The organism is Nocardioides ginsengisoli (assembly GCF_039537225.1).
GTDB lineage: Bacteria > Actinomycetota > Actinomycetes > Propionibacteriales > Nocardioidaceae > Nocardioides > Nocardioides ginsengisoli.
Genome location: NZ_BAABAC010000024.1, coordinates 95331 through 117633, shown reverse-complemented (window position 1 = coordinate 117633; position 22303 = coordinate 95331). Strand labels below are relative to the sequence as shown.

Sequence of the window (22303 nt, the reverse complement as noted above, 5' to 3'; positions counted from 1 at the left end):
ACATGGCCGTATCGCTGCGTGAGTACCGCGCGCGGATCAGATCGACCGAGTCGATGAAGAAGATCACGCGCGCCATGGAGCTCATCGCTGCGTCCCGGATCATCAAGGCGCAGCAGCGGGCCACGGCGGCAGCGCCGTACGCTCGTGAGCTGACCCGTGCCGTGTCGGCGGTGGCGACGTTCTCGAACGTCGACCACCCGCTGACGCGGGAGCAGGAGAACCCCAAGCGCGCCGCCGTCCTGGTCATCACCAGCGACCGCGGTCTCGCCGGCGCCTACTCCTCGAGCGTCATCAAGGAGGCCGAGCGGCTCACCGAGCGGCTCCGCGCCGAGGGCAAGGAGCTCGACTTCTACCTCGCGGGTCGCAAGGCCGAGGCGTACTTCAAGTTCCGCGGCCGCCCCTACGTCCAGGCCTGGACCGGCTTCTCGGACCAGCCGACCTACGACAAGGCGGCCGAGATCGGTGCGGCGCTCATCGAGGCCTTCCTGGCTGAGGAGGGAGCGCAGGGCGAGGACGGCGCCGGTACTGCTGTCGACGAGGTCCACGTGGTCTACACCCGCTTCCGCTCGATGCTCACCCAGGAGCCGACCGCGATCCGGCTGCTGCCGCTCGAGGTCGTCGAGGGCGAGGAGGCGCCGGCGGCCGACGAGCTGCTGCCGCTCTACGAGTTCGAGCCCTCCGCCGCGCAGGTTCTCGACGGGCTGCTCCCGCAGTACGTCCAGAGCCGGATCTTCTACAGCCTGCTGCAGGCGGCGGCCTCCGAGCTCGCCGCGCGCCAGAAGGCGATGAAGGCCGCGACGGACAATGCGGAGGAGCTGATCAAGAAGCTCACCCGGATCGCCAACCAGGCGCGCCAGGCGGGCATCACCCAGGAGATCAGCGAGATCGTCGGTGGCGTCAACGCGCTGGCCGACGCCCAGGCTGCGAACGACTGACCCCACCAGAGAAAACACCAAACGGAGTAAGACATGACTGCAACGGTTGAAGAGACCACCGCCAGCGGTGCGGCCTCGGTGGGTCGGATCGCGCGGGTCATCGGCCCGGTCGTCGACATCGAGTTCCCGACCGACGCCATGCCCGAGATCTACAACAAGCTCGAGGCCGAGATCACCCTCGACGGCGAGACCACGGTCCTGCCGCTCGAGGTGGCCCAGCACATCGGCGACGGCATGGTCCGCGCCATCTCGCTGAAGCCCACCGACGGCCTGGTCCGCGGCCAGTCGGTCGCCGACACCGGCAGCCCGATCACGGTGCCCGTCGGCGACGTGACCCTCGGCAAGGTCTTCAACGCCACCGGCGACTTCCTCAACCTCGCCGAGGGCGAGAGCGTCGAGGTCAACGAGCGCTGGGGCATCCACCGCAAGGCGCCGGCCTTCGACCAGTTGGAGTCGAAGACCCAGATGTTCGAGACCGGCATCAAGGTCATCGACCTGCTCGCGCCGTACGTGACCGGTGGAAAGATCGGTCTGTTCGGTGGCGCCGGCGTCGGCAAGACCGTGCTCATCCAGGAGATGATCGCGCGTGTCGCCAAGAACCACGGTGGTGTGTCGGTGTTCGCCGGTGTCGGCGAGCGCACCCGTGAGGGCAACGACCTGATCGTCGAGATGCAGGAGGCCGGCGTCTTCGACAAGGTCGCCCTGGTCTTCGGCCAGATGGACGAGCCGCCGGGCACGCGTCTGCGCGTCGCGCTCTCCGCCCTGACCATGGCGGAGTACTTCCGCGACGTCCAGGGCCAGGACGTGCTGCTGTTCATCGACAACATCTTCCGGTTCACCCAGGCGGGCTCCGAGGTGTCGACCCTGCTCGGCCGGATGCCGTCCGCGGTGGGCTACCAGCCCAACCTGGCCGACGAGATGGGCACCCTGCAGGAGCGCATCACCTCGACCCGCGGTCGCTCGATCACCTCGATGCAGGCGATCTACGTCCCCGCCGACGACTACACCGACCCGGCGCCGGCCGCGACCTTCGCGCACCTCGACGCGACGACCGAGCTCTCCCGTGAGATCGCGTCGCTGGGTATCTACCCGGCCGTCGACCCGCTGACCTCGACCTCGCGGATCCTCGACCCGCAGTACATCGGTCAGGCGCACTACGACTGCGCGGTCCGGATCAAGCAGATCCTGCAGCGCAACAAGGAGCTCCAGGACATCATCGCGATCCTCGGTGTCGACGAGCTCTCCGAGGAAGACAAGATCATCGTCTCCCGCGCCCGTCGTATCCAGCGGTTCCTGTCGCAGAACACCTACGTCGCCAAGCAGTTCACCGGCATCGAGGGCTCGACCGTTCCGCTGGCCGAGACCATCGAGGCGTTCAACAAGATCGCCGACGGTGAGTACGACCACGTCGCCGAGCAGGCCTTCTTCATGTGCGGTGGTCTCGACGACGTCGAGCGCAACTGGGCCGAGATCCAGAAGAGCCTCTGATCATGGCTGACCAGGTGGAGCACCTGCACGTGGAGCTCGTCGCTGCCGACCGGACCGTGTGGTCCGGGGAGGCGGCGATGATCATCGCGCGCACGCTCGAGGGCGACATCGGCGTGCTGCGCGGCCACGCGCCGACGCTGTCGCTGCTGACGCCCTCGGTGATCGAGATCCAGGTCGCGGGCACCAACCAGCTCGTGGTCGCCGCCGTCGACGGGGGCTTCCTGTCGGTGGCGAACGACCGGGTCTCGATCCTCGCCGAGCGCGTCGAGCGGGCCGAGGACATCGAGGTCGACCAGGCTCGCGTCGACCTCGAGGAGGCCCGCCGCCTGCTCGACTCGAGCAACGAGGCGGAGCAGCGCGTGCGTCACGCCGAGGCGCGCATCCGCGCGGCAGAGAAGGTCTCGTAGTACGAATGGCATGGTGGGAGTGGCTGCTCGACATCTGTGGCTCCCTCCTGCTCGTGTGTGTGCTGTACGGCGCCGGACTCATCGTCCGGCGCCGTCTGCTCTCCCGGGACGGTGGCACCTTCGAGCTGAGCCACCGCTACCGGATGGACACCCCGGAGCGCGGCTGGATGCTGGGCCTGGGCCGATACTCCGGCGAGCGGCTGGAGTGGTTCCGCGTGTTCACGCTGTCACCGCGGCCCAAGCGCGTCTGGCGCCGTGACGAGCTCGTCTACGACGGCCGCCGGCAGCCGCTCGGCACCGAGCAGGCGTCGCTCTACCCCGACCACCTGGTCATCCAGTGCCAGTCGCCCACGGGGCCGGTCGAGCTGGCGATGAGCGTCTCCTCGCTGACCGGCTTCCAGTCCTGGCTCGAGGCGATGCCGCCGGGCACCGACTGGAACCGACGCTAGGCTGGCCTCGACGTTGGCGAGAGGAGCGCCGTGGAGCCGACCTGCGCCGAGGTCACCTTCGGCTCGCGCACGGCGCGCGTCGTCCTGGCCGCCGCCGTTCTCGGCTCGTCGATGGCGCTGCTCGACAGCACCGTCGTCAACGTCGCCCTGCACCAGATCGGCAAGGAGCTCGACGCCAGCCTCGGCGAGCTGCAGTGGGTCTCGAACGGCTATCTGCTCAGCCTCGCCTCGCTGACCCTGGTCGGCGGCTCGCTCGGCGACCGCTTCGGGCGGCGCCGGATCTTCATGCTCGGCGTGCTCGGCTTCGCCGTGATGTCCGCCGCCTGCGGCCTCGCCCCGACCGCGCCGGTCCTCATCGCCGGACGGATCCTGCAGGGCGTCGCCGCCGCGATGCTGGTCCCGGGCAGCCTGGCGATGATCCAGGGGACCTTCGCCGAGTCCGACCGAGGACGCGCGATCGGCGCCTGGTCGGGGCTGGGCGGGATCGCCACCGCGATCGGGCCCTTCGTCGGCGGCTGGCTGGTGCAGTCGGTGAGCTGGCGCTGGGTGTTCCTCATCAACCTGCCGGTGGCGGTGCTGACGCTGGCCGCCGCGCGCGCCGTACCGGAGACGCGTGACCCGAGCGTGGTCCGCGGCTTCGACGTGCTGGGCGCCCTGCTAGGCGCGCTCGGCCTCGGCGGCGTGACCTATGCGCTCATCGAGTGGCGGACGACGCCCGCGGCCGCGCTGCCCGCCGCCATGGTGGGCGTGATCGCCGCGGTCGCCTTCCTGGTGCACGAGCGGCGCAGCCGGAACCCGATGCTGCCGCCGTCGCTGTTCACGTCCCGGCAGTTCTCGGCGGCCAACGCCATGACCCTGCTGACGTACGCCGCGCTCGGCGGCGTGCTGTTCTTCCTCGTGCTGCAGCTGCAGACCGTCTCCGGCTTCGGCGCCCTCCGGGCGGGCCTGGCCACGCTGCCGATCACCGTCATCATGCTGCTGCTCGCCGGGCGCGGGGGAGCTCTCGCCGGCCGGATCGGCCCCCGCCTCCCGATGACCGTCGGCCCGCTCCTCTGCGCCGTCGGCGCCCTGCTGCTGTCGCGCGTCGGAGCCGACCTGAACTACTGGACCGACGTCGCGATCCCGCTCACCGTCTTCGGCCTGGGCCTCGCGGCCCTCGTCGCGCCGCTCACGGCCGCCGTCTTGGCCGCGGCGCCGGCGGAGCACGCCGGCGTCGCCTCCGGCGTCAACAACGCCGTCGCCCGCGCCGGCTCGCTGATCGCGGTCGCCGCCTTGCCCCTCGTGGTCGGGCTGTCGGGCGAGGACTATGCGCTCGCCTCGGCCTTCAGCGCGGGCTACCACGCGGCGATGCTGTGGTGCGCGGTGCTGCTGGTCGGGGGAGGGGTGCTGTCGTTCGCGCTGATCCGCAACCCCGGCCGGCTCAGCGCCGTACCCGCACCACCGCCGGGGCGGAGCGCGCACCCGTGAGGACGGCGCTGCCGCGGTAGACCGCCACCAGCCGGTGCTTGCCGATGCGCGTGCCGAGCCGCACCTTCACGACGCGGCTGCCGCCATCGCCGACGCGGAGCGCCACCCGGGCCAGGACCTTCCGGCCGTCCTTGAGGACCACCGTCCCCGTACGCGGAGCGGTTCCCGCGACCGTCAACCCGATCCGGACCCGGAGCGCCTTGGCACGCGCCACGGCGCGCCTGACGGGAACGAGGACGACGCTCGGGCGGGCCCGGGTGACCTGGAGCGTGGCGTCGGTGGAGACGGTCGGGGCGGAGGGCTCCGCAGGGTCCCAGGTGGCGTGGACATGGTGCGCGCCGACGCCGAGTGACGCGGGCAGGTCGTAGATCCACCAGCCGTAGACGCTGTCTGCTCGCGCGGTGACCGTGTCGTCGTCGACGGTCAGCGTCGCGCCGCCGAGGACGCTGTCGGTGCGCACCACGACCTCGTGGACGGAGCCGTACGCCGTCCCGGACGGCAGGTCGATCGCGACCTGCGGGTCGGGAAGGGAGATCCAGCCGTACTTCGGATCGGCGACGAGCGAGGCCCCGGCCGACCAGTCGACGGTCGGGGTGCAGGAGAAGAAGAAGCCCACCTGTGCGCCGCGGTCGAAGCGGTTGTCGAGGTCGAACGCGTAGCCGAAGGTGCCCGACCCCGACGCGTCGGTCGCGTGGTCGAGGTTCACGTGGCTGCCGGGCTTGGCGGTGTCCCAGATGTCGATCGAGACGGGCGCGCCGGCGGGGCAGCCGCTGCCGAGCATGCCGACGGTCTGATCGGGCGCGTACGGCCCGGAGGTGATCGCCAGCGAAGGCGTCGCCGCGGCGGCCGGCCCCGCGAGAGCGACTACCCCTCCGAGCGAGACGACCAGGGCGAGGAGGAGGCGGGGCGCTCGCGTCATGGCGCAAGCATGGCGGCTGCGTCAGTCGGCGAACAGCCCCCGGATGTCGTCGGCCCCGATCGACGTGCTCATCGCCCCGTCGCCGTCGATGACCTGGGCGAACAGCTCGGCCTTGCGCGCCTTGAGCTCCATCACCTTCTCCTCGATCGTGTCGGTGGCGACGAGGCGGTAGACGTGGACGTGGGCGGTCTGGCCGATGCGGTGGGCGCGGTCGACGGCCTGGGCCTCGGCGGCGGGGTTCCACCACGGGTCGAGGACGAAGACGTAGTCGGCCTCGGTGAGGGTGAGGCCGACGCCGCCGGCCTTGAGCGAGATGAGGAAGACGGGCGCGGCGCCCGAGCGGAACTCGTCGATGACGGCGCCGCGGTCGCGCGTCGCGCCGTCGAGGTAGGTCGTGGCGATGCCCGCGTGCTCGAGTCGGTTGCGGACCCGGCCCAGGAAGGAGGTGAACTGGCTGAACACGAGCGCGCGGTGGCCTTCGGCGGTGATCTCGGCCAGGTGGTCGACCAGGACGTCGAGCTTGGCCGAGCCCACCTTGTCGTGCTCGGCGTCGACGAGCGCGGGGTCGAGGGCGAGCTGGCGCAGCTTGGTGAGCGCGCTGAAGATGGCGACCCGGTTGCGGTCGAAGTCGTCGACCAGGCCGAGGATCCGCTGCCGTTCCTTGGCCAGGTGGGTGTCGTAGATCTTGCGGTGCTTGGGGTCCAGGTCGACCTCGAGGACCTGCTCCTGCTTCGGCGGCAGGTCGTCGGCCACCAGCTCCTTGGTACGGCGCAGCAGGAACGGCTTGATCCGCGCCCGGAACCGGTCCAGGACGGCGACGTCGGCGTCGCGCTCGACCGGCCGGACGACGCGGTCGGCGAAGTGCCGCGGCCACGGGTAGAGCCCGGGGACCGTGATCGACAGCAGCGACCACAGCTCCATCAGCCGGTTCTCGAAGGGCGTGCCGGTGACGGCGAGCTTGAACGGCGCGTCGATCGTGCGCACCGCCTGGTAGGTCTTGCTCTGGTGGTTCTTGGCCTGCTGCGCCTCGTCGAGCACCACCCCCGACCACGTCACCTCGGCATAGGCCTCGTGGGCGAGCCGGAGCAGCGTGTAGGTGGTCACCACGACGTCGTTGTCGCGCGCGAGCGCCGCCACGTCGTCGGTACGGCGGGCGGAGACGCCCACGCGCAGCCCCGGAGCGTGCCGACCGGCCTCGGCCGCCCAGGCGGTGACCACGCTGGTGGGCGCGACGACGAGGAAGGGCGCGTCGGTGGGTCGCTCGGCGCGCGCGTGCGAGATCAGCGCGAGCACCTGGAGCGTCTTGCCGAGGCCCATGTCGTCGGCCAGGATGCCGCCGAGCCCGTTGTGCCACAGGAACGCCAGCCACCAGAAGCCCTCGCGCTGGTAGCTGCGCAGCTCGGTCACCAGCCCGCGCGGCGTGGGCCGGGGGAGGTCGGTGAGGTCGCGGAGCCGCTGCGCGCGCTCGACCCAGGCGGCCACCTGGGCGTCGACCAGCCCGGTCTCGGCGAGCTGGGCCCACAGCCCGAGGTCGTGGTGGCCGATGCCGATCGTGTCGCCGTCGCGCTCGCGCAGCTCGGCCGCCGCGTCGACGACCTCGCGCAGCCGCGCGAACTCGGGCCGGTCGGTGGTCACGTAGAGCCCGCTCGGCAGCACCAGGAACTCCTGGTCGAGGGTCAGCGCGGCCAGCACCTCGGGCAGCGGGATCTGCTCGCCGTCGACGCTGACCGTCACCGCGAGGTCGAGCCAGTCGGTCGCCCCGGCGTCGGGCTCGACCAGTTCGAACCGGATCTCGGGCGCCACGTCGGCCTCGCGGAAGTGCGGCCGCTCCTCCTCGACCACGCGGACGCCGTCGAGGGTGCGCAGGTGCGGCAGCTCGTGGATGGCGAGCGCCAGCGCCTCGCCGTCGGTGACGGTGGCGGTGTGCAGCAGGGTGGGCGGCACCGCGAACAGGATCTCGCGCTCGGCCGCCCGGTCGCGGACGCCGCCGAGCGGGTCGCTGCTGCCGATCGCGCAGCTGCGCACCTGGCCGCCGGAGTCGTCGGAGTCGTCGGAGTCGTCGGAGTCGTCGGGGCCGCCGTACTGCCACGTCCATGCCAGCCCGGCCTTGGTCGCCGTATGCCAGGTGACGGTCAGCACCAGCGTCGGCGCGAGCGGCTCGGGCAGCTCGACCGCCGACTCGTCGGTGCGCACGGACAGGTGGCGCATCAGCCCGGGCAGGGCGGTGCGGAAGTCGCCCAGATCGGCCGGCGGGACGACGATCGGCGGCCCGTCGACCAGGTGGCGCAGCGCCGGGGGCACCGGTGCGCTCGTCGCCGCGAGGACCAGCCGGCCGCCGTCGACCAGGCCGACCACCGAGGTGGGGGAGCCGACCGGGATCACGTCCTCGCCGCGCCAGGTCTGCTCGCCGAGCGTCACGGCCGCGCGCAGCGTGGTGCTGCCGTCGACGTCGCTGAGCTCGGCGACCACCTCGGCCGGGTCGTCGGCGATCTCGACCGAGGTGAGCGGCCGGGCCGGAAGCAGGGTGACGCCGGCGTCGCGGGCGTGGCGCAGTGCGCGGACGACGTGCTCGCCGAACTCGTCGAGCGAGGGTGCCACGCCCGCGTAGTAGTAGGAGCGGTGACCCGCCCACAGCGCGTGCAGCGCCGAGACCGCGTCGGCCTGCGCCGGCGGGAAGCCCTGGGCGGTGCCGCCGAGCCCGACGTCGCTCCAGTCGGCGCCGGTCTTGATCCACGGCTTGTTCTTGCCGCGCCGCATGGGCCGGATGCGCAGCGCCGGACCGACCGTGCGATAGCTGGAGCGGCCCTTCTCGAGGCTGATCTCGAGCGCGAGCGGCACCTCCTCGACCGGCGCCGGCTGCTGCTTGTCGAGCTCGGTCACCAGCCGCTCGAGCGAGCGCCGCCACGCCGCCTCGCCGGCCGGCTGGGTGAACGTCTGACGCAGGGTCAGCGCCAGCGCGGCGCCGTGCTTGCACACCGAGCGGACCGGGCAGCTGCACACGGTGAACAGCCAGCCGGCGTAGCCCTCGGCGGGCGCCTCGGCGTGCAGCTGCACCTGGTAGGGGATCTCGCGCGAGCCCTGCACCTCGGCGGTCGCCGTGACCGACGCGGCCGACAGCATGCCGATCTCGGGGCGGCGCACGCGCCCGGTCGCGACGACCTCGCGGGCTCGCTCGAGCGTCCCGGCGTCGAAGTGCCGCGCCAGGAAGTCGTCGGTGAGCTGCGAGAGGACGTTCATCGTCCGCTCATCGTGGCATGCACCCCCGACGCAACCACCTTCCGGCGGAGGGTCTCACTCCCCGCGCTCGCCCCCGGGCACCCAGAGCACGTCGCCCTGCTCGCGGTTGGCGTGCCGGGCCAGGATGAAGACCAGGTCGGAGAGCCGGTTGAGGTAGGTGATCGCGATCTTGTTCATCACCGCGCCGTGCACCTCGTACGCCGCCCACGCGCCCCGCTCGGCGCGCCGGATGACGGTGCGCGCGACGTGCAGGTGGGCCGCGCCGGGCGTGCCGCCGTTGAGGATGAACGAGCGCAGCGCGGGCAGGTGCTCGTTGTACTCGTCGCACCACCGCTCGAGGCGGTCGACGTACGACTGCTCGATGCGCAGCGGCGGGTACTCCGGGTCGGGGACGACGGGCGTGCACAGGTCGGCGCCCACGTCGAACAGGTCGTTCTGCACCCGGGTGAGGATCGCGACCACGTCGTCCTCGAGCCCGCCGGTCGCGATCGCGACGCCGAGGTGGGCGTTGGCCTCGTCGACGTCGGCATAGGCGAGCAGCCGCAGATCGGTCTTCGTGGTCACGCTCATGTCGCCGAGCCGGGTCTCCCCGGCGTCGCCGGTGCGGGTGTAGATGCGGGTGAGGTTGACCATGACTTCAGAGCGTAGTCCGGCGAGCGCCGCGAAAAATTCCGGTCCGGGGTGCAACCGATGTGAGTGCTGGCGCGTCATGGTGGGTAGTAGGTGAAGCAGACGGCGCAATCTCGGGAGGAACCATGGGAGCACGGCACGTGACCGACGTCCGGATCGACCCGATCCACGGCGAGCCCGTCCTCGTCCTCGCCGGCGATCTCGACGTCCGCAGCACCGGGCGGCTCCGCACCGCCGTCTACGACCACATCCACCGCTGCGGTACCGACCTGATCAGCCCCGTCGTCATCGACGTCACCGACGTCTCCTCGATCGACGCCACCGCGCTCAAGGTGATCGCCGCGGCGAGCCGCGAGGCGCAGCGCTACGGCGTCCGGGTGGTCCTGCGCGGCGCCCGTCCCGCGGTCCGCCGGATGCTCCACCTCACCCACCTGATCCGGCTGGTCGAGCTCGAGCGGGAGCCGATCCCCGCCTGACGCGAGGGTGCTCTCGCGCCGTTCCCGCCCTGGCGCGCCCCGCGCGTTGTGGACTACCCCACACGTCCGGACGGTTACCTGGCGGTAGTGATCGTCCTAGTCTTCGCACTATGAGCACCTCGTCCGACGCGGCCAACGGCGCCGAGAAGCACACCAAGGACCGTCCGTGGGTGATGCGGACCTACGCCGGTCACTCGACCGCCGAGGCGTCCAACGCGCTGTACCGGACCAACCTGGCCAAGGGCCAGACCGGTCTCTCGGTCGCCTTCGACCTCCCGACCCAGACCGGCTACGACCCCGACAGCCCGCTGTCGCGCGGTGAGGTCGGCAAGGTCGGCGTCCCGGTGCCCCACCTGGGCGAGATGCGCAAGCTCTTCGACCAGATCCCGCTCACCGAGATGAACACCTCGATGACGATCAACGCGACCGCCATGTGGCTGCTCGCGATGTACCAGGTCGCGGCGGAGGAGCAGAACCCCGACCTGTCGCCGTCCGAGGTCGCCCACAAGCTCGCGGGCACGACCCAGAACGACATCATCAAGGAGTACCTCTCGCGCGGCACGTACGTGTTCCCGCCCGAGCACTCCCTGCGCCTGATCGGCGACATGATCGCCTACACGGTCCACGAGATCCCCAAGTGGAACCCGATCAACATCTGCAGCTACCACCTGCAGGAGGCCGGCGCGACGCCCGTGCAGGAGATCGCCTACGCGATGTGCACCGCGATCGCCGTCCTCGACCAGGTCAAGAACTCCGGCCAGGTCTCCGACGACGACTTCGAGAAGGTCGTCGGCCGGATCTCCTTCTTCGTCAACGCGGGCGTCCGCTTCGTCGAGGAGATGTGCAAGATGCGCGCCTTCGTCGACCTCTGGGACGAGATCACGCGGGAGCGCTACGGCGTGACCGACGAGAAGATGCGCCGGTTCCGCTACGGCGTCCAGGTCAACAGCCTCGGCCTGACCGAGGCGCAGCCCGAGAACAACGTCCAGCGCATCGTGCTGGAGATGCTCGCGGTCACCCTGTCCAAGAAGGCCCGCGCCCGCGCCGTCCAGCTGCCGGCGTGGAACGAGGCGCTCGGCCTGCCGCGTCCGTGGGACCAGCAGTGGTCGCTTCGGCTGCAGCAGGTGCTGGCCTTCGAGTCCGACCTGCTCGAGTACGACGACATCTTCGACGGCTCGCCCGTCATCCAGGCCAAGGTCGAGGCGCTGATCGCGGGCGCCAAGGCCGAGATCGACCGGGTCCAGGCGATGGGCGGCGCGATCGCCGCGGTCGACTCGGGCTACATGAAGCAGGAGCTGGTCTCCTCGCACGCCCGCCGCCGCGCCGCGATCGAGAACGGCGACGAGATCATCGTCGGCGTCAACAAGTTCGACACCACCGAGCCGTCGCCGCTGACCGCCAACCTCGACGACGCGATCATGGTCGCCGACCCGAAGGCGGAGGAGGCCGCGCTCGCGTCGGTCGCCGCCTGGAAGGCGCAGCGCGACCAGGGCGAGGTCGAGACCGCGCTCGCCCGGCTCGCCGACGACGCCAAGTCCGGCGTCAACCTGATGCAGGCCACCCTCGCCGCCGCCCGCGCGGGCGCGACCACGGGGGAGTGGGCCGGCGTGCTGCGCGAGGTCTTCGGCGAGTTCCGCGCCCCGACCGGCGTCGCCGGCGCGGTCGGCGTGGCCGAGGCGGGCGCCGAGCTGACCGCCGTCCGCGAGGCCGTCCGTACGACGGGCGACGAGCTCGGCGGCCGGCTGCGGCTGCTCGTCGGCAAGCCCGGCCTCGACGGTCACTCCAACGGCGCCGAGCAGGTCGCGGTCCGGGCGCGTGACGCGGGCTTCGAGGTCATCTACCAGGGCATCCGGCTGACCCCGGAGCAGATCGTCGCGGCCGCGGTGGCCGAGGACGTCCACTGCGTGGGTCTGTCGATCCTCTCCGGCTCGCACATGGAGTTGGTGCCCGCCGTCCTCGACGGACTGAAGGCCGCCGGCATGGGCGACGTCCCGGTCATCGTCGGCGGGATCATCCCCGAGTCCGACGGCAAGGCGCTGATCGACCTCGGCGTGGCCGCGGTCTACACCCCCAAGGACTTCGGGCTGACCGAGATCATGGCCGGCATCGTCCAGGTCATCCGCAAGGCCAACGACCTGGCCTGAGCGCTCCGCTCCACGACGAAGGCGGCTCTCCCGGATGCCGGGGGAGCCGCCTTCGTGCGTGCGGGCCGAGTCTCAGCGCGGCTGCGCGAGCTCGCCCTCGAAGCGCCGCTGTCTCAGTTGTAGTAGCTGTTGGTGGTGTAGCGCGTCGTGCAGTTGATCAGCGTTGCGTAGTCAGCCTTGTAGATGCACAGCTTCACTCGGATCAGGGCGCCTACCGGCTGGAACGATCCCGACGCCCACCGAATGTTCTTCGCGCCGTCCGGGAGCCACCGATCGAGATAGGAATGCCAGGTCCCACCTATCCTGGTATGAACCTGGACGCGGGTCGGCCGGCCGTCCAGACCGTAGTCAGACAGTTGCAGGAGCCCGTCGAAGTCCGAGCCCTGGCACCTGTACTGGTAGCTCTCGTTGCCTTGTGCATCGCAGTCGACGTACCGGAAGTACCCCTGAGCCCTTCCTGCGGAGTCGTCGTAGTAGTCCCAGACCGTCGATGCAGACGCTGAACCCGCAAACGCCAGAATTGATGCCATGGCCAACGCCGTGGCGAGCACTGCTTTCTTCAGCATGATCGCTCCTTCGTGCAAGGGGGCTGGTGGGTGCACGAAGCGTCACCTGACGAGAAATGTCAACGGCGAGGCGGCAATAGCCAAGTCGGCCGTTGCTCTCGGGCCGCATCCCTCATTCGATCCCGGAGACGTCGCTGCCACCCCGGAGTGGAGGGGTAGCACTCGGGAATCACGGGCGACGAGGGAGAGACTGCGCGAGTGGACCATCGAGATGGCCCTCGTCGCCGACGCTGCCCACCGGCTTCGTCGAGGGACGGCGTGTGTGCAGGGTCGAGCCATCGGGCGACGCGCGGCTGGGCGGTCCCGGCTCCCTTCGGGCCAGCGAGCTGACGGGCGCTCAGTCGGCCGCGATCACCCGCGACAGCGCCTCGGGGTCGCGGCCGACGACCGTCGTACCGTCGGATGCGGTGAGGATCGGCCGCTGGATGAGCCTGGGCTCGGCGGCCATCGCAGCCAGCCACTCGGCGCGGTGCTCGGCGTCCTTGGCGGGCAGCGTGACGCCGAGCTTGCTCGCGTCGGCAGTGCGGGCGATGTCCCAGGGCTCGAGCCCGAGCCGGGCCAGTACGTCTTCGAGCTCGGCGACCGTCGGCGGCTCATCGAGGTAGCGGCGCACGGTGTAGTCGACGCCGGCGGCCTTGAGCTCGCTCTCGGCGGTGCGGCACTTGGAGCAGGCGGGATAGAGCCAGATCTCGATCACGCCGCCGACCCTAGTGGGGCGCCCGACCCTCCCGGGGAGCGGGAGCGCGACCCGCGTCACCTGTGACCTGGGTCACGTCAGTTAGGTCTGCCTTGCCTTTGTCGCTTACCCTCGATCCATGGGCAAGGACAAGAAGTCGAAGGGGAAGGTGCGCAAGCTCCCCAAGACCAAGTGCTGCGTGTCGAAGTCGCGCTGCGGTCGCTGCCCCATCCGCATGCTCAAGGAGGGCACCCTCCCGGCCGGCTACACCGTCAAGAAGCGCGTGCTCGTGCGCGCCGACGGCAAGAAGGTCACCAAGAAGGGCCTGCAGAAGGCCGCGTGACCCGGGCGCACGCCGCTGGCCACTAGGGTTCTCCCCATGGCCGCACCCCGCTTCACCGACCAGCTCAACGTCCAGATCGGCAACGAGTTCGCCGCGCACAACCAGTACCTCGCCTGCGCCGTCTACTACGACGCGCTGACGATGCCGCAGCTGGCGGGCTTCTTCTACGGCCAGGCGCTCGAGGAGCGCGAGCACGCGATGATGATGGTGCAGTACCTGCTCGACACCGACGCGCCCGTCCAGATCCCCGGCGTCGACGCGCCGGTCGCGACCTTCGACGACATCGTCGCGCCGATCACGCTCGCGCTCGAGCAGGAGCGCAAGGTCACCGCGCAGATCAACGAGCTGACGCGCATCGCGCGCGAGGAGTACGACTTCGCCTCCGAGCAGTTCATGCAGTGGTTCATCAAGGAGCAGGTCGAGGAGGTCGCCACCATGAGCGACCTGCTGACCGTCGTGACCCGCAGCAAGGACGACGTCAACGCGATCGAGGACTGGGTCGCCCGCGAGCAGGGCGGCGCCGACGCCGACCCGACCGCGCCGCCCGCCGCCGGCGCCGCGGGCTGAGGCTCGGCCCCTAGGACGTCGGCGACGTCGTACGGGCGTGGCGGCGGCGATAGAGCCACACCGCCGCCGCGGCCCCGACGACGAGTCCCACCAGGCCGCCCAGTCCGGGTGCCTTGTCGCCACCCAAGGCCAGGCCGAGCACGATGCCGAGGCCGCTCGCGCCGATGACGACGCAGAGCACGGCCATGTTGAAGAACATCTCGCGGAAGTAGGTGCGCGAGAAGCTCTCGCCACCCGGCACCGCCTGCGGCTGTGCCGGCGCGGGCTGCTCGGGCTGTCCGGGCTGCTCGGGCTGTCCGGGCCGGTCGCCGAGCGGGATCGCCTTGACCACCGCCGCGGTGGGCAGCCGCCCGTAGATGTGCGGGAACGTCTCCGTCATCCCCGGTGCCGGCACCTCCTCGACCACCGGTACGTCGAGCAGGTCGGTGTCGATGTGGAGCAGCACCAGCGGCTCGGTGACCTCGGCGTAGAACCGGTCGCGCACGCCCGTCCACTGATCCGCCCGGCTGGCGTGGATGAATCCCTCCTCGGCCAGGGTGCGCCCCAGCGTCGAGGTCGTGTACGACCCCGCCACCAGCGCGGCGTCCCACTCCGAGGCGAGGGCGATGTGGAAGATCGTGGCCATCGCCGCCCATCCTTGCGCATTCCGGCGCCTGGGCGCCGGATGCCGCGCAGGGACGGCCGTCGAACGGACCTATCGTGCTGAGCCCCGCTCGTGGTGGCCTCAGTGGTCACCTGAGTCACATGCGTCCCGAACGGTCCGTCAGGCGGCGATCAGAACAGCCGATCCTCGGCGTTGTCGATGCCGCGCAGCGCGTCGTAGTCGACGACCGCGCACGTGATCCCGCGGTCCTCGGCGAGCACCCGCGCCTGGGGCTTGATCTCCTGCGCCGCGAAGATGCCGCGCACCTCGCCCTTGCCGGTCAGCAGCGGGTCGCGGTTGAGCAGCTCGAGGTAGCGGGTGAGCTGCTCGACGCCATCGATCTCGCCGCGACGCTTGATCTCGACGGCGACGCTCAGGCCGGACTCGTCGCGGCACATCAGGTCGACCGGGCCGATGGCGGTGGGGAACTCGCGGCGCACCAGGGTCAGGCCGGAGGCGAGGGTGGCGGGGTGCTCGGCGAGGAGCTCCTGGAGGTGCTTCTCGACGCCGTCCTTCTGCAGGCCGGGGTCGATCCCGAGGTCGTGCCGCGTGTCGTGGTGGATCTCCTCGATGAGGATCCGCAGCGTGTCCGGGGTGGCGCCCTTGGCGGCCTTGGCGGTGACGGTCCACTCGACCTGGCCCTCGTCGGTGGTGCCCTCGCGGACGGTGCACGGCGGCGACATCCAGTTCAGCGGCTTGTACGAGCCGCCGTCGGAGTGGACGAGCACCGAGCCGTCGGCCTTGATCATGAGCACCCGGGTCGCCATCGGCAGGTGGGCGGTCAATCGGCCTGCGTAATCCACCTGGCAGCGCGCTACGACGAGTCTCACGGGCGACGAATCTACAGTCTGTCCCGTGGAGATCGACGACCAGCCGTGGTGGCGCCCCGAGCCCGGCAGTACGACGGCCTGGCTGCTCGCCGTCCGGGTCCAGCCGGGCGCCTCCCGGACCGGCCCGGCCGGACCGACCGGCGTGGCCGGCGACGAGCTCAAGATCCGGCTCGCGTCGCCGCCCGTCGACGGCCGCGCGAACGACGAGCTGGTCCGCTGGCTGGCCAAGGAGCTCGGGGTGCCGCGCTCGGCGGTCACCCTGCTGCGCGGGCAGACTTCCCGTTCGAAGGTGCTTCGGGTGGAGACCCTGCAGCGGCGGGTGTGACGTCGGTCTCGATGATGCCCGATCGGGTTACCGACGGGTAGTCAGGGCCGCTTTCCGGTGTCATCATGCGGCCCATGACTTCGAGCGAGCAGATCTTCAACACGCTGGTGCTGCCGTACCTCAACCACGCGGTCCGCACCTACGAGTCGGGCTACGCCTCGGTGACCGACATCGACGCCGCGATGCGCTTCGGCTGCGGCTACCCGAAGGGTCCGCTGACCGTCGTCGACGAGATCGGCGCCGCGCAGGTCCGCGACCTGCTGGCTGCTCGCTTCGCCGAGACCGGCGACCACCTGCACGAGCCGGCCGGCCTGCTCGACAAGCTCGTCGCCGAGGGGCGCACCTTCGCCGACGAGGCCGCCGCCGCGGGTGAGGCCGCCGCGCCGCAGTTCAAGCACGACATCGCCAAGGTCGGCGTCGTCGGCACCGGCACCATGGCGTCCGGCATCGTCCAGGTCTTCGCCCAGGCCGGCTACGAGGTCATCTACGTCGGCCGCAGCCAGGACAAGCTCGCCGGCGTCCTCGGATACATCACCAAGAACCTCGACCGCGCCATCGCCAAGGGCAAGGGCACCGAGGGCGACAAGGACGCGCTGCTCGGCCGGCTCACCGGCTCCACCGAGCGCGAGGCGCTGGGCGGCGTCGACATCGTCGTCGAGGCGATCGCCGAGGACCTCGACATCAAGCTCGAGCTGTTCCGCGACCTCGACTGGATCGCCAAGCCGGGCGCGATCCTCGCGACCACGACCTCGTCGCTGCCGATCACCAAGCTCGGCGAGGCCACCAGTCGGCCGCAGGACGTCATCGGCATGCACTTCTTCAACCCGGCCCCGGTGATGAAGCTCGTCGAGATCATCACCACCGCCGACACCGCGGCCGACGTCGACGAGACCGTTCGCGCGCTGACCGCCAACGTGGGCAAGGTCGGCGTCTCTGCCGGCGACCGTGCGGGCTTCATCGTCAACCTGCTCCTCTTCCCCTACCTCAACGACGCGATCAAGCTCGCCGAGGGCGGCGAGGAGCTGGCCACCATCGACGCCGCGATCAAGGAGACCGCCGCCTTCCCGATGGGTCCCTTCGAGCTGCTCGACGTGGTCGGCAACGACGTCTCGCTGGCGATCCAGAAGGAGCTGTACGGCGAGTTCGGCGAGCCCGGCTTCGTGCCGGCCGCCACCCTCGAGGAGAAGGTCGCCGCCGGCAAGCTCGGCCGCAAGACCGGCGAGGGCTTCCACAGCTACGCCTGACCGCGCTCCCGCCACGCTGCCGCGCTAGTCTCTGGCGCGTGACGCTTCACCACACGGCTCTCGGCTCGACCGGGAGCCGTGTGGTCTTTCTGCACGGTCTCTTCGGCCAGGGCAAGAACTGGACGGGGATCGCCAAGCAGCTCGCCGACCGTCATCGGGTCCTGCTCGTCGACCTGCCCCAGCACGGTCGCTCGCCGTGGACCGAGCGCTTCGACTTCGCGGAGGTGGCCGCCGACGTCGTGGCGACCTTGCCGGACGAGGAGCCGGTGGCGCTGGTCGGGCACTCGCTGGGCGGCAAGGTCGCGATGATGCTGGCCCTGCTGCATCCGGAGCGGGTGGAGCGGCTCGTGGTCGCCGACATCTCCCCGGTGGCCTACGCGGCGAGCCGTGAGTTCCCGGGCTACATCGCGGCGATGCGCGCAATCGACCTGAGCCGGGTCGAGCGCCGCTCGGACGCCGACCGGATGCTCGAGCCCGCCGTGCCCGACGACACGGTGCGGTCGTTCCTGATGCAGAACCTACGCCGCGACGCCGCGGCGGCGAGCGGGTGGAGCTGGCAGGTCAACCTCGACGTGCTCGACCGGGACCTCCCGGTCATCAGTGACTGGCCGGCGGAGCAGCTGGCCGGCGTGACGCCGTACGACGGGCCGGTGCTGTGGCTCGCCGGCAGCCGCTCGAACTATGTCCGGCCGGAGTACGAGGCCGCCATGGACCGCTGGTTCCCCCGCAACCGCCGGGTCACCATCAAGGACGCCGGCCATTGGCTGCACTCCGAGCGTCCGGAGATCTTCCTCCAGGTGCTGCAGCGCTTCCTCGGCGACTAGCGAGAGGCGCCTACTCGGCGTCGGCCTGGCGTGCCCGGTAGGCCGCCACCGCGTTGCGGTTGCCGCAGGTCACCGAGCAGAACCGCTTGGAGCGGTTTCGCGAGAGGTCGAGGACCAGGCCCTCGCAGGTGTCGTCGGCGCACACCGCGAGCCGGGACATCTCGTCGGCGCGGATCACGTCGATCATCGCCATCGCGGTCTCGACGATGATCCGCTCGGCGAACGGCCGGTCGGCGTCGATGGCGTGCAGGTGCCAGTCGTAGCCGTCGTGGCGCAGCAGCTGGGGGAGCGCGGAGGCCTCGCGGAGCATCGCGTTGACGATGGCGACGGCGGCGTCGCGGTCGGCGGTGAGCAGCTCGCGCAGCTGCGGGACGATCGCCCGGACGGCGTCGACCTCGGCCTGGTCGCCGTCGTGGCGGCCGGTGTAGCAGTGGTCGGCGAAGAACTCGTCGAGCTCGTCCGGGGTGCTGATCGTGACCGGATCGAGCGCGGAGTTCACCAGGGCGACGGCGGCCTGGAGGGACAGCGAGGTGTCATGGGCAAAAACCACTTTGACAGGTTACTGCATCCGGGCCTACTGTCATGAGTCATGACGATGTTGACTCGTGACACCACGGCCCGCTCGGGCCTGGTGCTCGCCCTGGCCTCGGCGGCCTCCTTCGGCCTCGCGGGCGCCTTCGCGCGCCCGCTGCTCGACGCCGGCTGGACTGCGGGCAGCATCGTCCTGCTCCGCATCGCCATCGGCGCGGCCGTCGTCCTGCCGTTCGGCCTCGTCGCCCTGCGGGGGCGCTGGGCGCTGCTGCGCGACGCGGCCCCCACCGTCGTCCTGTACGGCGGCCTGGCGGTCGCCGGCGCGCAGTACTGCTACTTCTCCGCGGTCCGCACGCTCGAGGTCGGCCCGGCGCTGCTCATCGAGTACACCGCGCCCGCCGCCGTGGTGATCTGGATGTGGCTCGCCCACGGCCAGCGGCCCGGCCGGCTGACGGTGGTCGGCGCCGTCGTCGCGGCGCTCGGCCTGCTGCTCGTGCTCGACCTGTTCTCCGGCTCCGACTTCGACCTGCGCGGCGCCGCCTGGGCGATGGGCGCGATGGTGGGCGCCGCGGCGTACTTCGTGATCTCGGCCGACGACCGGTCCGGCATCCCGCCGATCACCCTCGCCGCGTGCGGCCTGGTCGTGGGTGGCGTCCTGCTCGGGGTCCTCGGCCTGGTCGGCCTGATGCCGATGGCCGCCACCTCGGCCCCCGTTGCCTACGCGGGCGTCTCGGTCGCGCCGTGGGTGCCGATCGTGCTGCTCGGCCTGGTGACCGCGGCCCTGGCCTACACGACCGGCATCGAGGCCAGTCGCCGGCTCGGCTCGAGGCTGGCGTCCTTCGTCGCGCTGAGCGAGGTCGTCGCCGCGGTGATCTGGGCCTGGCTGCTGCTCGACCAGCTCCCCGGCCTGGTGCAGCTCGGCGGAGGCGCGCTGATCGTGGCGGGCGTGGTCGGCGTGAAGCTGGGGGAGCGGAGCATCGTGGTCGGCACCGATCCGCTGCCGGTCACCTCACCCGAGCACGAGACCGCCGCTGCCCAGCCGGGACGCTCGAGCTAGCGCAGGTCCTGCTGGCGCACCACGACCTCGCGCATGATCAGCAGCACCGCGGCGGCCGCGGGGATCGCCAGGAGCGCGCCGATCGGCCCGAGCAGGGCGGCGCCGACGAGGGCGGCGATGACCGTGACCGCGCCCGGGACGTCGACCGAGCGGCTCATCACGCGCGGGTAGACGACGTAGTTCTCGATCTGCTGGTAGACCACGTAGAAGACCACGCAGGCGATGCCGGTCTTGATGTCGGTCGCGAAGGCGATCGCCGAGACGATCACCGCGCCGATGGTCGCGCCGACCATCGGGATCACGTCGAGGACGGCCACGACGAAGGCCAGCGCGACGGCGTACTCGCTGATCTCGGTGAGCGACAGGAAGACCAGCGACGAGATGCCCGCGCACAGCGCCACGATGAACGCACCGGAGACGTAGCCGCCGATATTGGCGATCACCTTGTCGCCGAGCTTGGAGACCCGCTCGCGGCGCGAGGCCGGGGCGAGCTTGTAGATCGCGCCGGTGGTGGTCTTCAGCGAGGCGAGGAAGTAGAGCGTCAGGACGACGATCACGAACAGGTTGAACAGCGCCGAGATCAGCTTGAGGCCGAACCCGAGCACCCCGCCGAACAGGTTGGAGAGGAAGTCGCCGTCCTCGATGTACTGCTTGGCCTTGTCGATGATGTCGTACTCGCGGTTGAGGTCCTGGATCCGCTGGTTGCGCTGCAGCTCGTCGAGCCAGCCGGGCGCGTTCTTCGTGATCGCGGCGACCTGGTCGGTGATGACCGGCACGATCGCGACCAGGAACAGGCCGACGGCGAGGGCGGCGACCGCCAGCACGACCGTCACTGCCAACGGACGGCGCAGGCCGCGCCGCTCCAGGAACTCCACGGCCGGGTTGAGGCCGGCGGCGAGGAAGAACGCGACCACCACGAGCATCAGCACCGAGCTGATGCCGAGCAGCGCGTTGAAGACCGCGAACGCGGTCAGCGCGCCGAGGCCGCCGACGAAGCCGTAGAAGAACGGCGAGCGGCGGTCGAAGGGCTTGCCGGGCTCGCCGTACGGCGAGCCGTCGGCGGCGCCGACCGGCGCGGCCGGATCGACGCCGGCGTGCTCGTCGACGGCGTCGACCCGGTCAGCCCCGTCGACCCCGTCGACCCCGTCGGCGAGCTCGGCGGCGCTCAACTGTCGTCCTCGCCGAAGCCGGCCACGAGGTCGGCGAGCGAGGAGAGCTGGGCGGTGATGGCGGCGCGACGCTTGGTGAGCCGGTCGAGCTCGGAGCGACGGGCGGCGATCTCGCGCTCGAGCTCGGAGTCGCCGCTCGCGGCGACGGCCGCGGCCTGGGTGCGGGCGGAGACGATGACCTGCTCGGCCTCGCGGCGGGCGCGGTTGAGGGTGTTCTCGGCCTCGGTCTGCGCGGCGGCGCGGCTGGCCGCGGCGCGCTTGCTCGCCTCGGCGGCCCGCTCCTCGGCGGCGGTGGCGCGCTGCTCGGCCTCCTCGACCAGGCGGCGGGTCTCGGCGACGGCACTGTTGTGGTGGTCGCTCGCCTCGCGGGCGAGACGCTCCTTCTCCATCGCCAGCGCGCGGCGGGCCTCCTGGACCTCGCGGTCGACCGCCGCGCGGGCCTGCTCGACCTCGCGCTGGGCCTGGCTGCGCTGCTCGGAGGTCTCCTGCTGGGTGGCCAGGCGGAGCTGGTCGGACTCGCGGCGCGCGGAGGCGAGGATGTCCTCGGCCTCGGCCTTGGCGAGGGCGAGCTCCTGCTCGGCGTCGGCGAGCAGGCGGGTGCGGTTCTCCTCGAGCTCGCGCAGCTGGACCGCGCGCATGTCGTCGGCCTCGCGGGCGGCCTCGGCGCGGATCGCCTTGGCGTCGCGGGTGGCCAGCTCGCGGATCTCGGCGGCGTCCTTCTCGGCGGTGTCGCGGATCTCAGCGGCCTCCTCCTCGGCGAGGCGCAGCATCGCGCTGGCCCGCCCGCCCAGACCGGCGTACGACGGGTTGTCGGTCTCGGCGAGCTCGCCCTTGAGCCGATCGACCTCCTGCTCGAGGTCGATGACCCGCTGCTCGGAGTCGGTCAGGCTGGCGCCGAGCGCGGCCTTCTCGCTCGACAGCTGGCGGATCTGGGCGTCGACGGCGTCGCGGTCGTAGCCGCCCTTGCGGACCACGGGCAGCCCGCCGGCAGCCGCGCCCGGGGCGGTGAAGCCGACCGGGCGGCTCGCGCCGCCGGCGCTCGCGCCGGGCCGGGCCGGGGGCGTCGCCGGCTTCGGCTGACCCTGCTGCCCCTGCTGCCCCTGCTGCCCCTGCTGACCGGCCTGGGCCTGCGGGCGCACCGCGGGCGTCTCAGCGGTCTTGACGGCCGGGATGACCTGGGTGGGCTCTTCGTCGGTGGCCTTGCTGCTCACGGTCTTGCTCTCCTGGGTGGGGGTGGGCTCGTCGTCGAAGATGGACAGACCCTCGTCGCTCATAGGGAACTGAGCCTCCCTGGCTCTCGCTGGCGGTCTGGGGGGACCGACCCATGATCCCCGATGAGGTGGGTGTTTCCCACCCCGCCCCGCCGAGGCGCCGCG

23 protein-coding genes are annotated in these 22303 nt (G+C 71.3%); 13 read left to right on the top strand and 10 right to left on the bottom strand.

Annotated features, from left to right (window positions below; all coding sequences use genetic code 11):
* Positions 1-2: 2 nt before the first annotated feature.
* The 5 genes from AB4880_RS13790 to AB4880_RS13770 are packed head-to-tail and all read left to right on the top strand — an operon-like array spanning position 3 to position 4746.
* Positions 3-935, top strand: coding sequence for a F0F1 ATP synthase subunit gamma (locus AB4880_RS13790; RefSeq protein WP_367919788.1), 933 nt, complete (start codon positions 3-5; stop codon positions 933-935).
* A gap of 33 nt (positions 936-968) precedes the next feature.
* Positions 969-2423, top strand: coding sequence for a F0F1 ATP synthase subunit beta (atpD, locus tag AB4880_RS13785; protein WP_367919787.1), 1455 nt, complete (start codon positions 969-971; stop codon positions 2421-2423).
* 2 nt (positions 2424-2425) lie between these two features.
* A complete protein-coding gene (locus AB4880_RS13780; protein WP_367919786.1) occupies positions 2426-2830 on the top strand; it encodes a F0F1 ATP synthase subunit epsilon in 405 nt (134 codons plus the stop codon).
* 5 nt (positions 2831-2835) lie between these two features.
* Positions 2836-3279 (top strand): DUF2550 domain-containing protein, encoded by a 444-nt coding sequence (locus AB4880_RS13775; protein ID WP_367919785.1) that lies wholly within the window; start codon positions 2836-2838, stop codon positions 3277-3279.
* Positions 3280-3309: 30 nt separating this feature from the next.
* Entirely contained in the window at positions 3310-4746 is a 1437-nt protein-coding gene (locus AB4880_RS13770) for an MFS transporter (RefSeq protein WP_367919784.1), read from the top strand.
* Here the strand turns inward: AB4880_RS13770 and AB4880_RS13765 are convergent.
* From AB4880_RS13765 to AB4880_RS13755, 3 genes are read right to left on the bottom strand one after another with little or no spacing between them, the layout of a single operon-like run.
* Positions 4700-5665 carry a hypothetical protein gene (locus AB4880_RS13765; protein WP_367919783.1) on the bottom strand — a complete coding sequence of 322 codons (966 nt, stop codon included), beginning with the start codon at positions 5663-5665 and terminating at the stop codon, positions 4700-4702. The genes AB4880_RS13770 and AB4880_RS13765 overlap by 47 nt on opposite strands.
* A gap of 21 nt (positions 5666-5686) precedes the next feature.
* Positions 5687-8902 carry a DEAD/DEAH box helicase gene (locus AB4880_RS13760; RefSeq protein ID WP_367919782.1) on the bottom strand — a complete coding sequence of 1072 codons (3216 nt, stop codon included), beginning with the start codon at positions 8900-8902 and terminating at the stop codon, positions 5687-5689.
* Between the two features lie 54 nt (positions 8903-8956).
* Positions 8957-9535, bottom strand: a complete 579-nt coding sequence (locus AB4880_RS13755; RefSeq protein WP_367919781.1) for a cob(I)yrinic acid a,c-diamide adenosyltransferase — start codon at positions 9533-9535, stop codon at positions 8957-8959.
* 122 nt (positions 9536-9657) lie between these two features.
* Here AB4880_RS13755 and AB4880_RS13750 point away from each other — a divergent pair, with 122 nt between their 5' ends.
* Both AB4880_RS13750 and AB4880_RS13745 read left to right on the top strand, forming a co-directional pair.
* The gene (locus AB4880_RS13750; RefSeq protein ID WP_367919780.1) at positions 9658-10008 is read left to right on the top strand and encodes an STAS domain-containing protein; all 351 of its coding nucleotides are present in this window, start codon (positions 9658-9660) and stop codon (positions 10006-10008) included.
* A 110-nt stretch (positions 10009-10118) separates the two neighbouring features.
* The gene (locus AB4880_RS13745) at positions 10119-12152 is read left to right on the top strand and encodes a protein meaA (protein WP_367919779.1); all 2034 of its coding nucleotides are present in this window, start codon (positions 10119-10121) and stop codon (positions 12150-12152) included.
* Between the two features lie 113 nt (positions 12153-12265).
* Here AB4880_RS13745 and AB4880_RS13740 read toward each other — a convergent pair whose 3' ends face one another.
* Together AB4880_RS13740 and AB4880_RS13735 are read right to left on the bottom strand one after the other, a co-directional pair.
* Positions 12266-12718, bottom strand: coding sequence for a hypothetical protein (locus AB4880_RS13740; protein WP_367919778.1), 453 nt, complete (start codon positions 12716-12718; stop codon positions 12266-12268).
* A 337-nt stretch (positions 12719-13055) separates the two neighbouring features.
* Entirely contained in the window at positions 13056-13415 is a 360-nt protein-coding gene (locus AB4880_RS13735) for an ArsC/Spx/MgsR family protein (RefSeq protein ID WP_367919777.1), read from the bottom strand.
* 118 nt (positions 13416-13533) lie between these two features.
* On the opposite strand from AB4880_RS13735, the gene AB4880_RS13730 reads away from it, so the two are divergent.
* Entirely contained in the window at positions 13534-13737 is a 204-nt protein-coding gene (locus AB4880_RS13730) for a hypothetical protein (protein WP_367919776.1), read from the top strand.
* 36 nt (positions 13738-13773) lie between these two features.
* Positions 13774-14304, top strand: coding sequence for a ferritin (locus AB4880_RS13725; protein WP_367919775.1), 531 nt, complete (start codon positions 13774-13776; stop codon positions 14302-14304).
* Between the two features lie 10 nt (positions 14305-14314).
* Here AB4880_RS13725 and AB4880_RS13720 read toward each other — a convergent pair whose 3' ends face one another.
* Both AB4880_RS13720 and nucS read right to left on the bottom strand, forming a co-directional pair.
* Complete coding sequence (locus AB4880_RS13720) at positions 14315-14929, bottom strand: DUF952 domain-containing protein (RefSeq protein ID WP_367919774.1); 615 nt, start codon at positions 14927-14929, stop codon at positions 14315-14317.
* Between the two features lie 149 nt (positions 14930-15078).
* A complete protein-coding gene (gene nucS, locus AB4880_RS13715) occupies positions 15079-15777 on the bottom strand; it encodes an endonuclease NucS (protein ID WP_367919773.1) in 699 nt (232 codons plus the stop codon).
* 25 nt (positions 15778-15802) lie between these two features.
* On the opposite strand from nucS, the gene AB4880_RS13710 reads away from it, so the two are divergent.
* The 3 genes from AB4880_RS13710 to AB4880_RS13700 all read left to right on the top strand — a co-directional run bounded on the left by AB4880_RS13710 (position 15803) and on the right by AB4880_RS13700 (position 18170).
* Complete coding sequence (locus AB4880_RS13710; RefSeq protein WP_367919772.1) at positions 15803-16102, top strand: DUF167 domain-containing protein; 300 nt, start codon at positions 15803-15805, stop codon at positions 16100-16102.
* Positions 16103-16176: 74 nt separating this feature from the next.
* Positions 16177-17346, top strand: a complete 1170-nt coding sequence (locus tag AB4880_RS13705; RefSeq protein WP_367919771.1) for a 3-hydroxyacyl-CoA dehydrogenase family protein — start codon at positions 16177-16179, stop codon at positions 17344-17346.
* Between the two features lie 38 nt (positions 17347-17384).
* The gene (locus AB4880_RS13700; protein WP_367919770.1) at positions 17385-18170 is read left to right on the top strand and encodes an alpha/beta fold hydrolase; all 786 of its coding nucleotides are present in this window, start codon (positions 17385-17387) and stop codon (positions 18168-18170) included.
* Between the two features lie 10 nt (positions 18171-18180).
* On the opposite strand, the gene AB4880_RS13695 is transcribed toward AB4880_RS13700, so the two are convergent.
* Positions 18181-18720: a CGNR zinc finger domain-containing protein gene (locus tag AB4880_RS13695; protein ID WP_367919769.1), complete on the bottom strand. Its 540-nt coding sequence runs from the start codon at positions 18718-18720 to the stop codon at positions 18181-18183.
* A 39-nt stretch (positions 18721-18759) separates the two neighbouring features.
* On the opposite strand from AB4880_RS13695, the gene AB4880_RS13690 reads away from it, so the two are divergent.
* Positions 18760-19758, top strand: a complete 999-nt coding sequence (locus AB4880_RS13690) for an EamA family transporter (RefSeq protein WP_367919768.1) — start codon at positions 18760-18762, stop codon at positions 19756-19758.
* On the opposite strand, the gene AB4880_RS13685 is transcribed toward AB4880_RS13690, so the two are convergent.
* A complete protein-coding gene (locus AB4880_RS13685) occupies positions 19755-20927 on the bottom strand; it encodes an AI-2E family transporter (RefSeq protein WP_367919767.1) in 1173 nt (390 codons plus the stop codon). The two genes, AB4880_RS13690 and AB4880_RS13685, sit on opposite strands and share 4 nt — an antisense overlap.
* Entirely contained in the window at positions 20924-22201 is a 1278-nt protein-coding gene (locus tag AB4880_RS13680; protein WP_367919766.1) for a coiled-coil domain-containing protein, read from the bottom strand. Before AB4880_RS13680 ends, AB4880_RS13685 begins: the two co-directional genes overlap by 4 nt.
* Positions 22202-22303: the final 102 nt, after the last annotated feature.

Bases quoted from the DNA above. Each gene is read 5' to 3' on its own strand.
- AB4880_RS13790 (WP_367919788.1), top strand. From the start codon at position 3: ATGGCCGTATCGCTGCGTGAGTACCGCGCGCGGATCAGATCGACCGAG.
- atpD (WP_367919787.1), top strand. From the start codon at position 969: ATGACTGCAACGGTTGAAGAGACCACCGCCAGCGGTGCGGCCTCGGTG.
- AB4880_RS13780 (WP_367919786.1), top strand. From the start codon at position 2,426: ATGGCTGACCAGGTGGAGCACCTGCACGTGGAGCTCGTCGCTGCCGAC.
- AB4880_RS13775 (WP_367919785.1), top strand. From the start codon at position 2,836: ATGGCATGGTGGGAGTGGCTGCTCGACATCTGTGGCTCCCTCCTGCTC.
- AB4880_RS13765 (WP_367919783.1), bottom strand. From the start codon at position 5,665: ATGACGCGAGCGCCCCGCCTCCTCCTCGCCCTGGTCGTCTCGCTCGGA.
- AB4880_RS13760 (WP_367919782.1), bottom strand. From the start codon at position 8,902: ATGAACGTCCTCTCGCAGCTCACCGACGACTTCCTGGCGCGGCACTTC.
- AB4880_RS13755 (WP_367919781.1), bottom strand. From the start codon at position 9,535: ATGGTCAACCTCACCCGCATCTACACCCGCACCGGCGACGCCGGGGAG.
- AB4880_RS13750 (WP_367919780.1), top strand. From the start codon at position 9,658: ATGGGAGCACGGCACGTGACCGACGTCCGGATCGACCCGATCCACGGC.
- AB4880_RS13745 (WP_367919779.1), top strand. From the start codon at position 10,119: ATGAGCACCTCGTCCGACGCGGCCAACGGCGCCGAGAAGCACACCAAG.
- AB4880_RS13740 (WP_367919778.1), bottom strand. From the start codon at position 12,718: ATGCTGAAGAAAGCAGTGCTCGCCACGGCGTTGGCCATGGCATCAATT.
- AB4880_RS13730 (WP_367919776.1), top strand. From the start codon at position 13,534: ATGGGCAAGGACAAGAAGTCGAAGGGGAAGGTGCGCAAGCTCCCCAAG.
- AB4880_RS13725 (WP_367919775.1), top strand. From the start codon at position 13,774: ATGGCCGCACCCCGCTTCACCGACCAGCTCAACGTCCAGATCGGCAAC.
- AB4880_RS13720 (WP_367919774.1), bottom strand. From the start codon at position 14,929: ATGGCCACGATCTTCCACATCGCCCTCGCCTCGGAGTGGGACGCCGCG.
- AB4880_RS13705 (WP_367919771.1), top strand. From the start codon at position 16,177: ATGACTTCGAGCGAGCAGATCTTCAACACGCTGGTGCTGCCGTACCTC.
- AB4880_RS13690 (WP_367919768.1), top strand. From the start codon at position 18,760: ATGACGATGTTGACTCGTGACACCACGGCCCGCTCGGGCCTGGTGCTC.
- AB4880_RS13680 (WP_367919766.1), bottom strand. From the start codon at position 22,201: ATGAGCGACGAGGGTCTGTCCATCTTCGACGACGAGCCCACCCCCACC.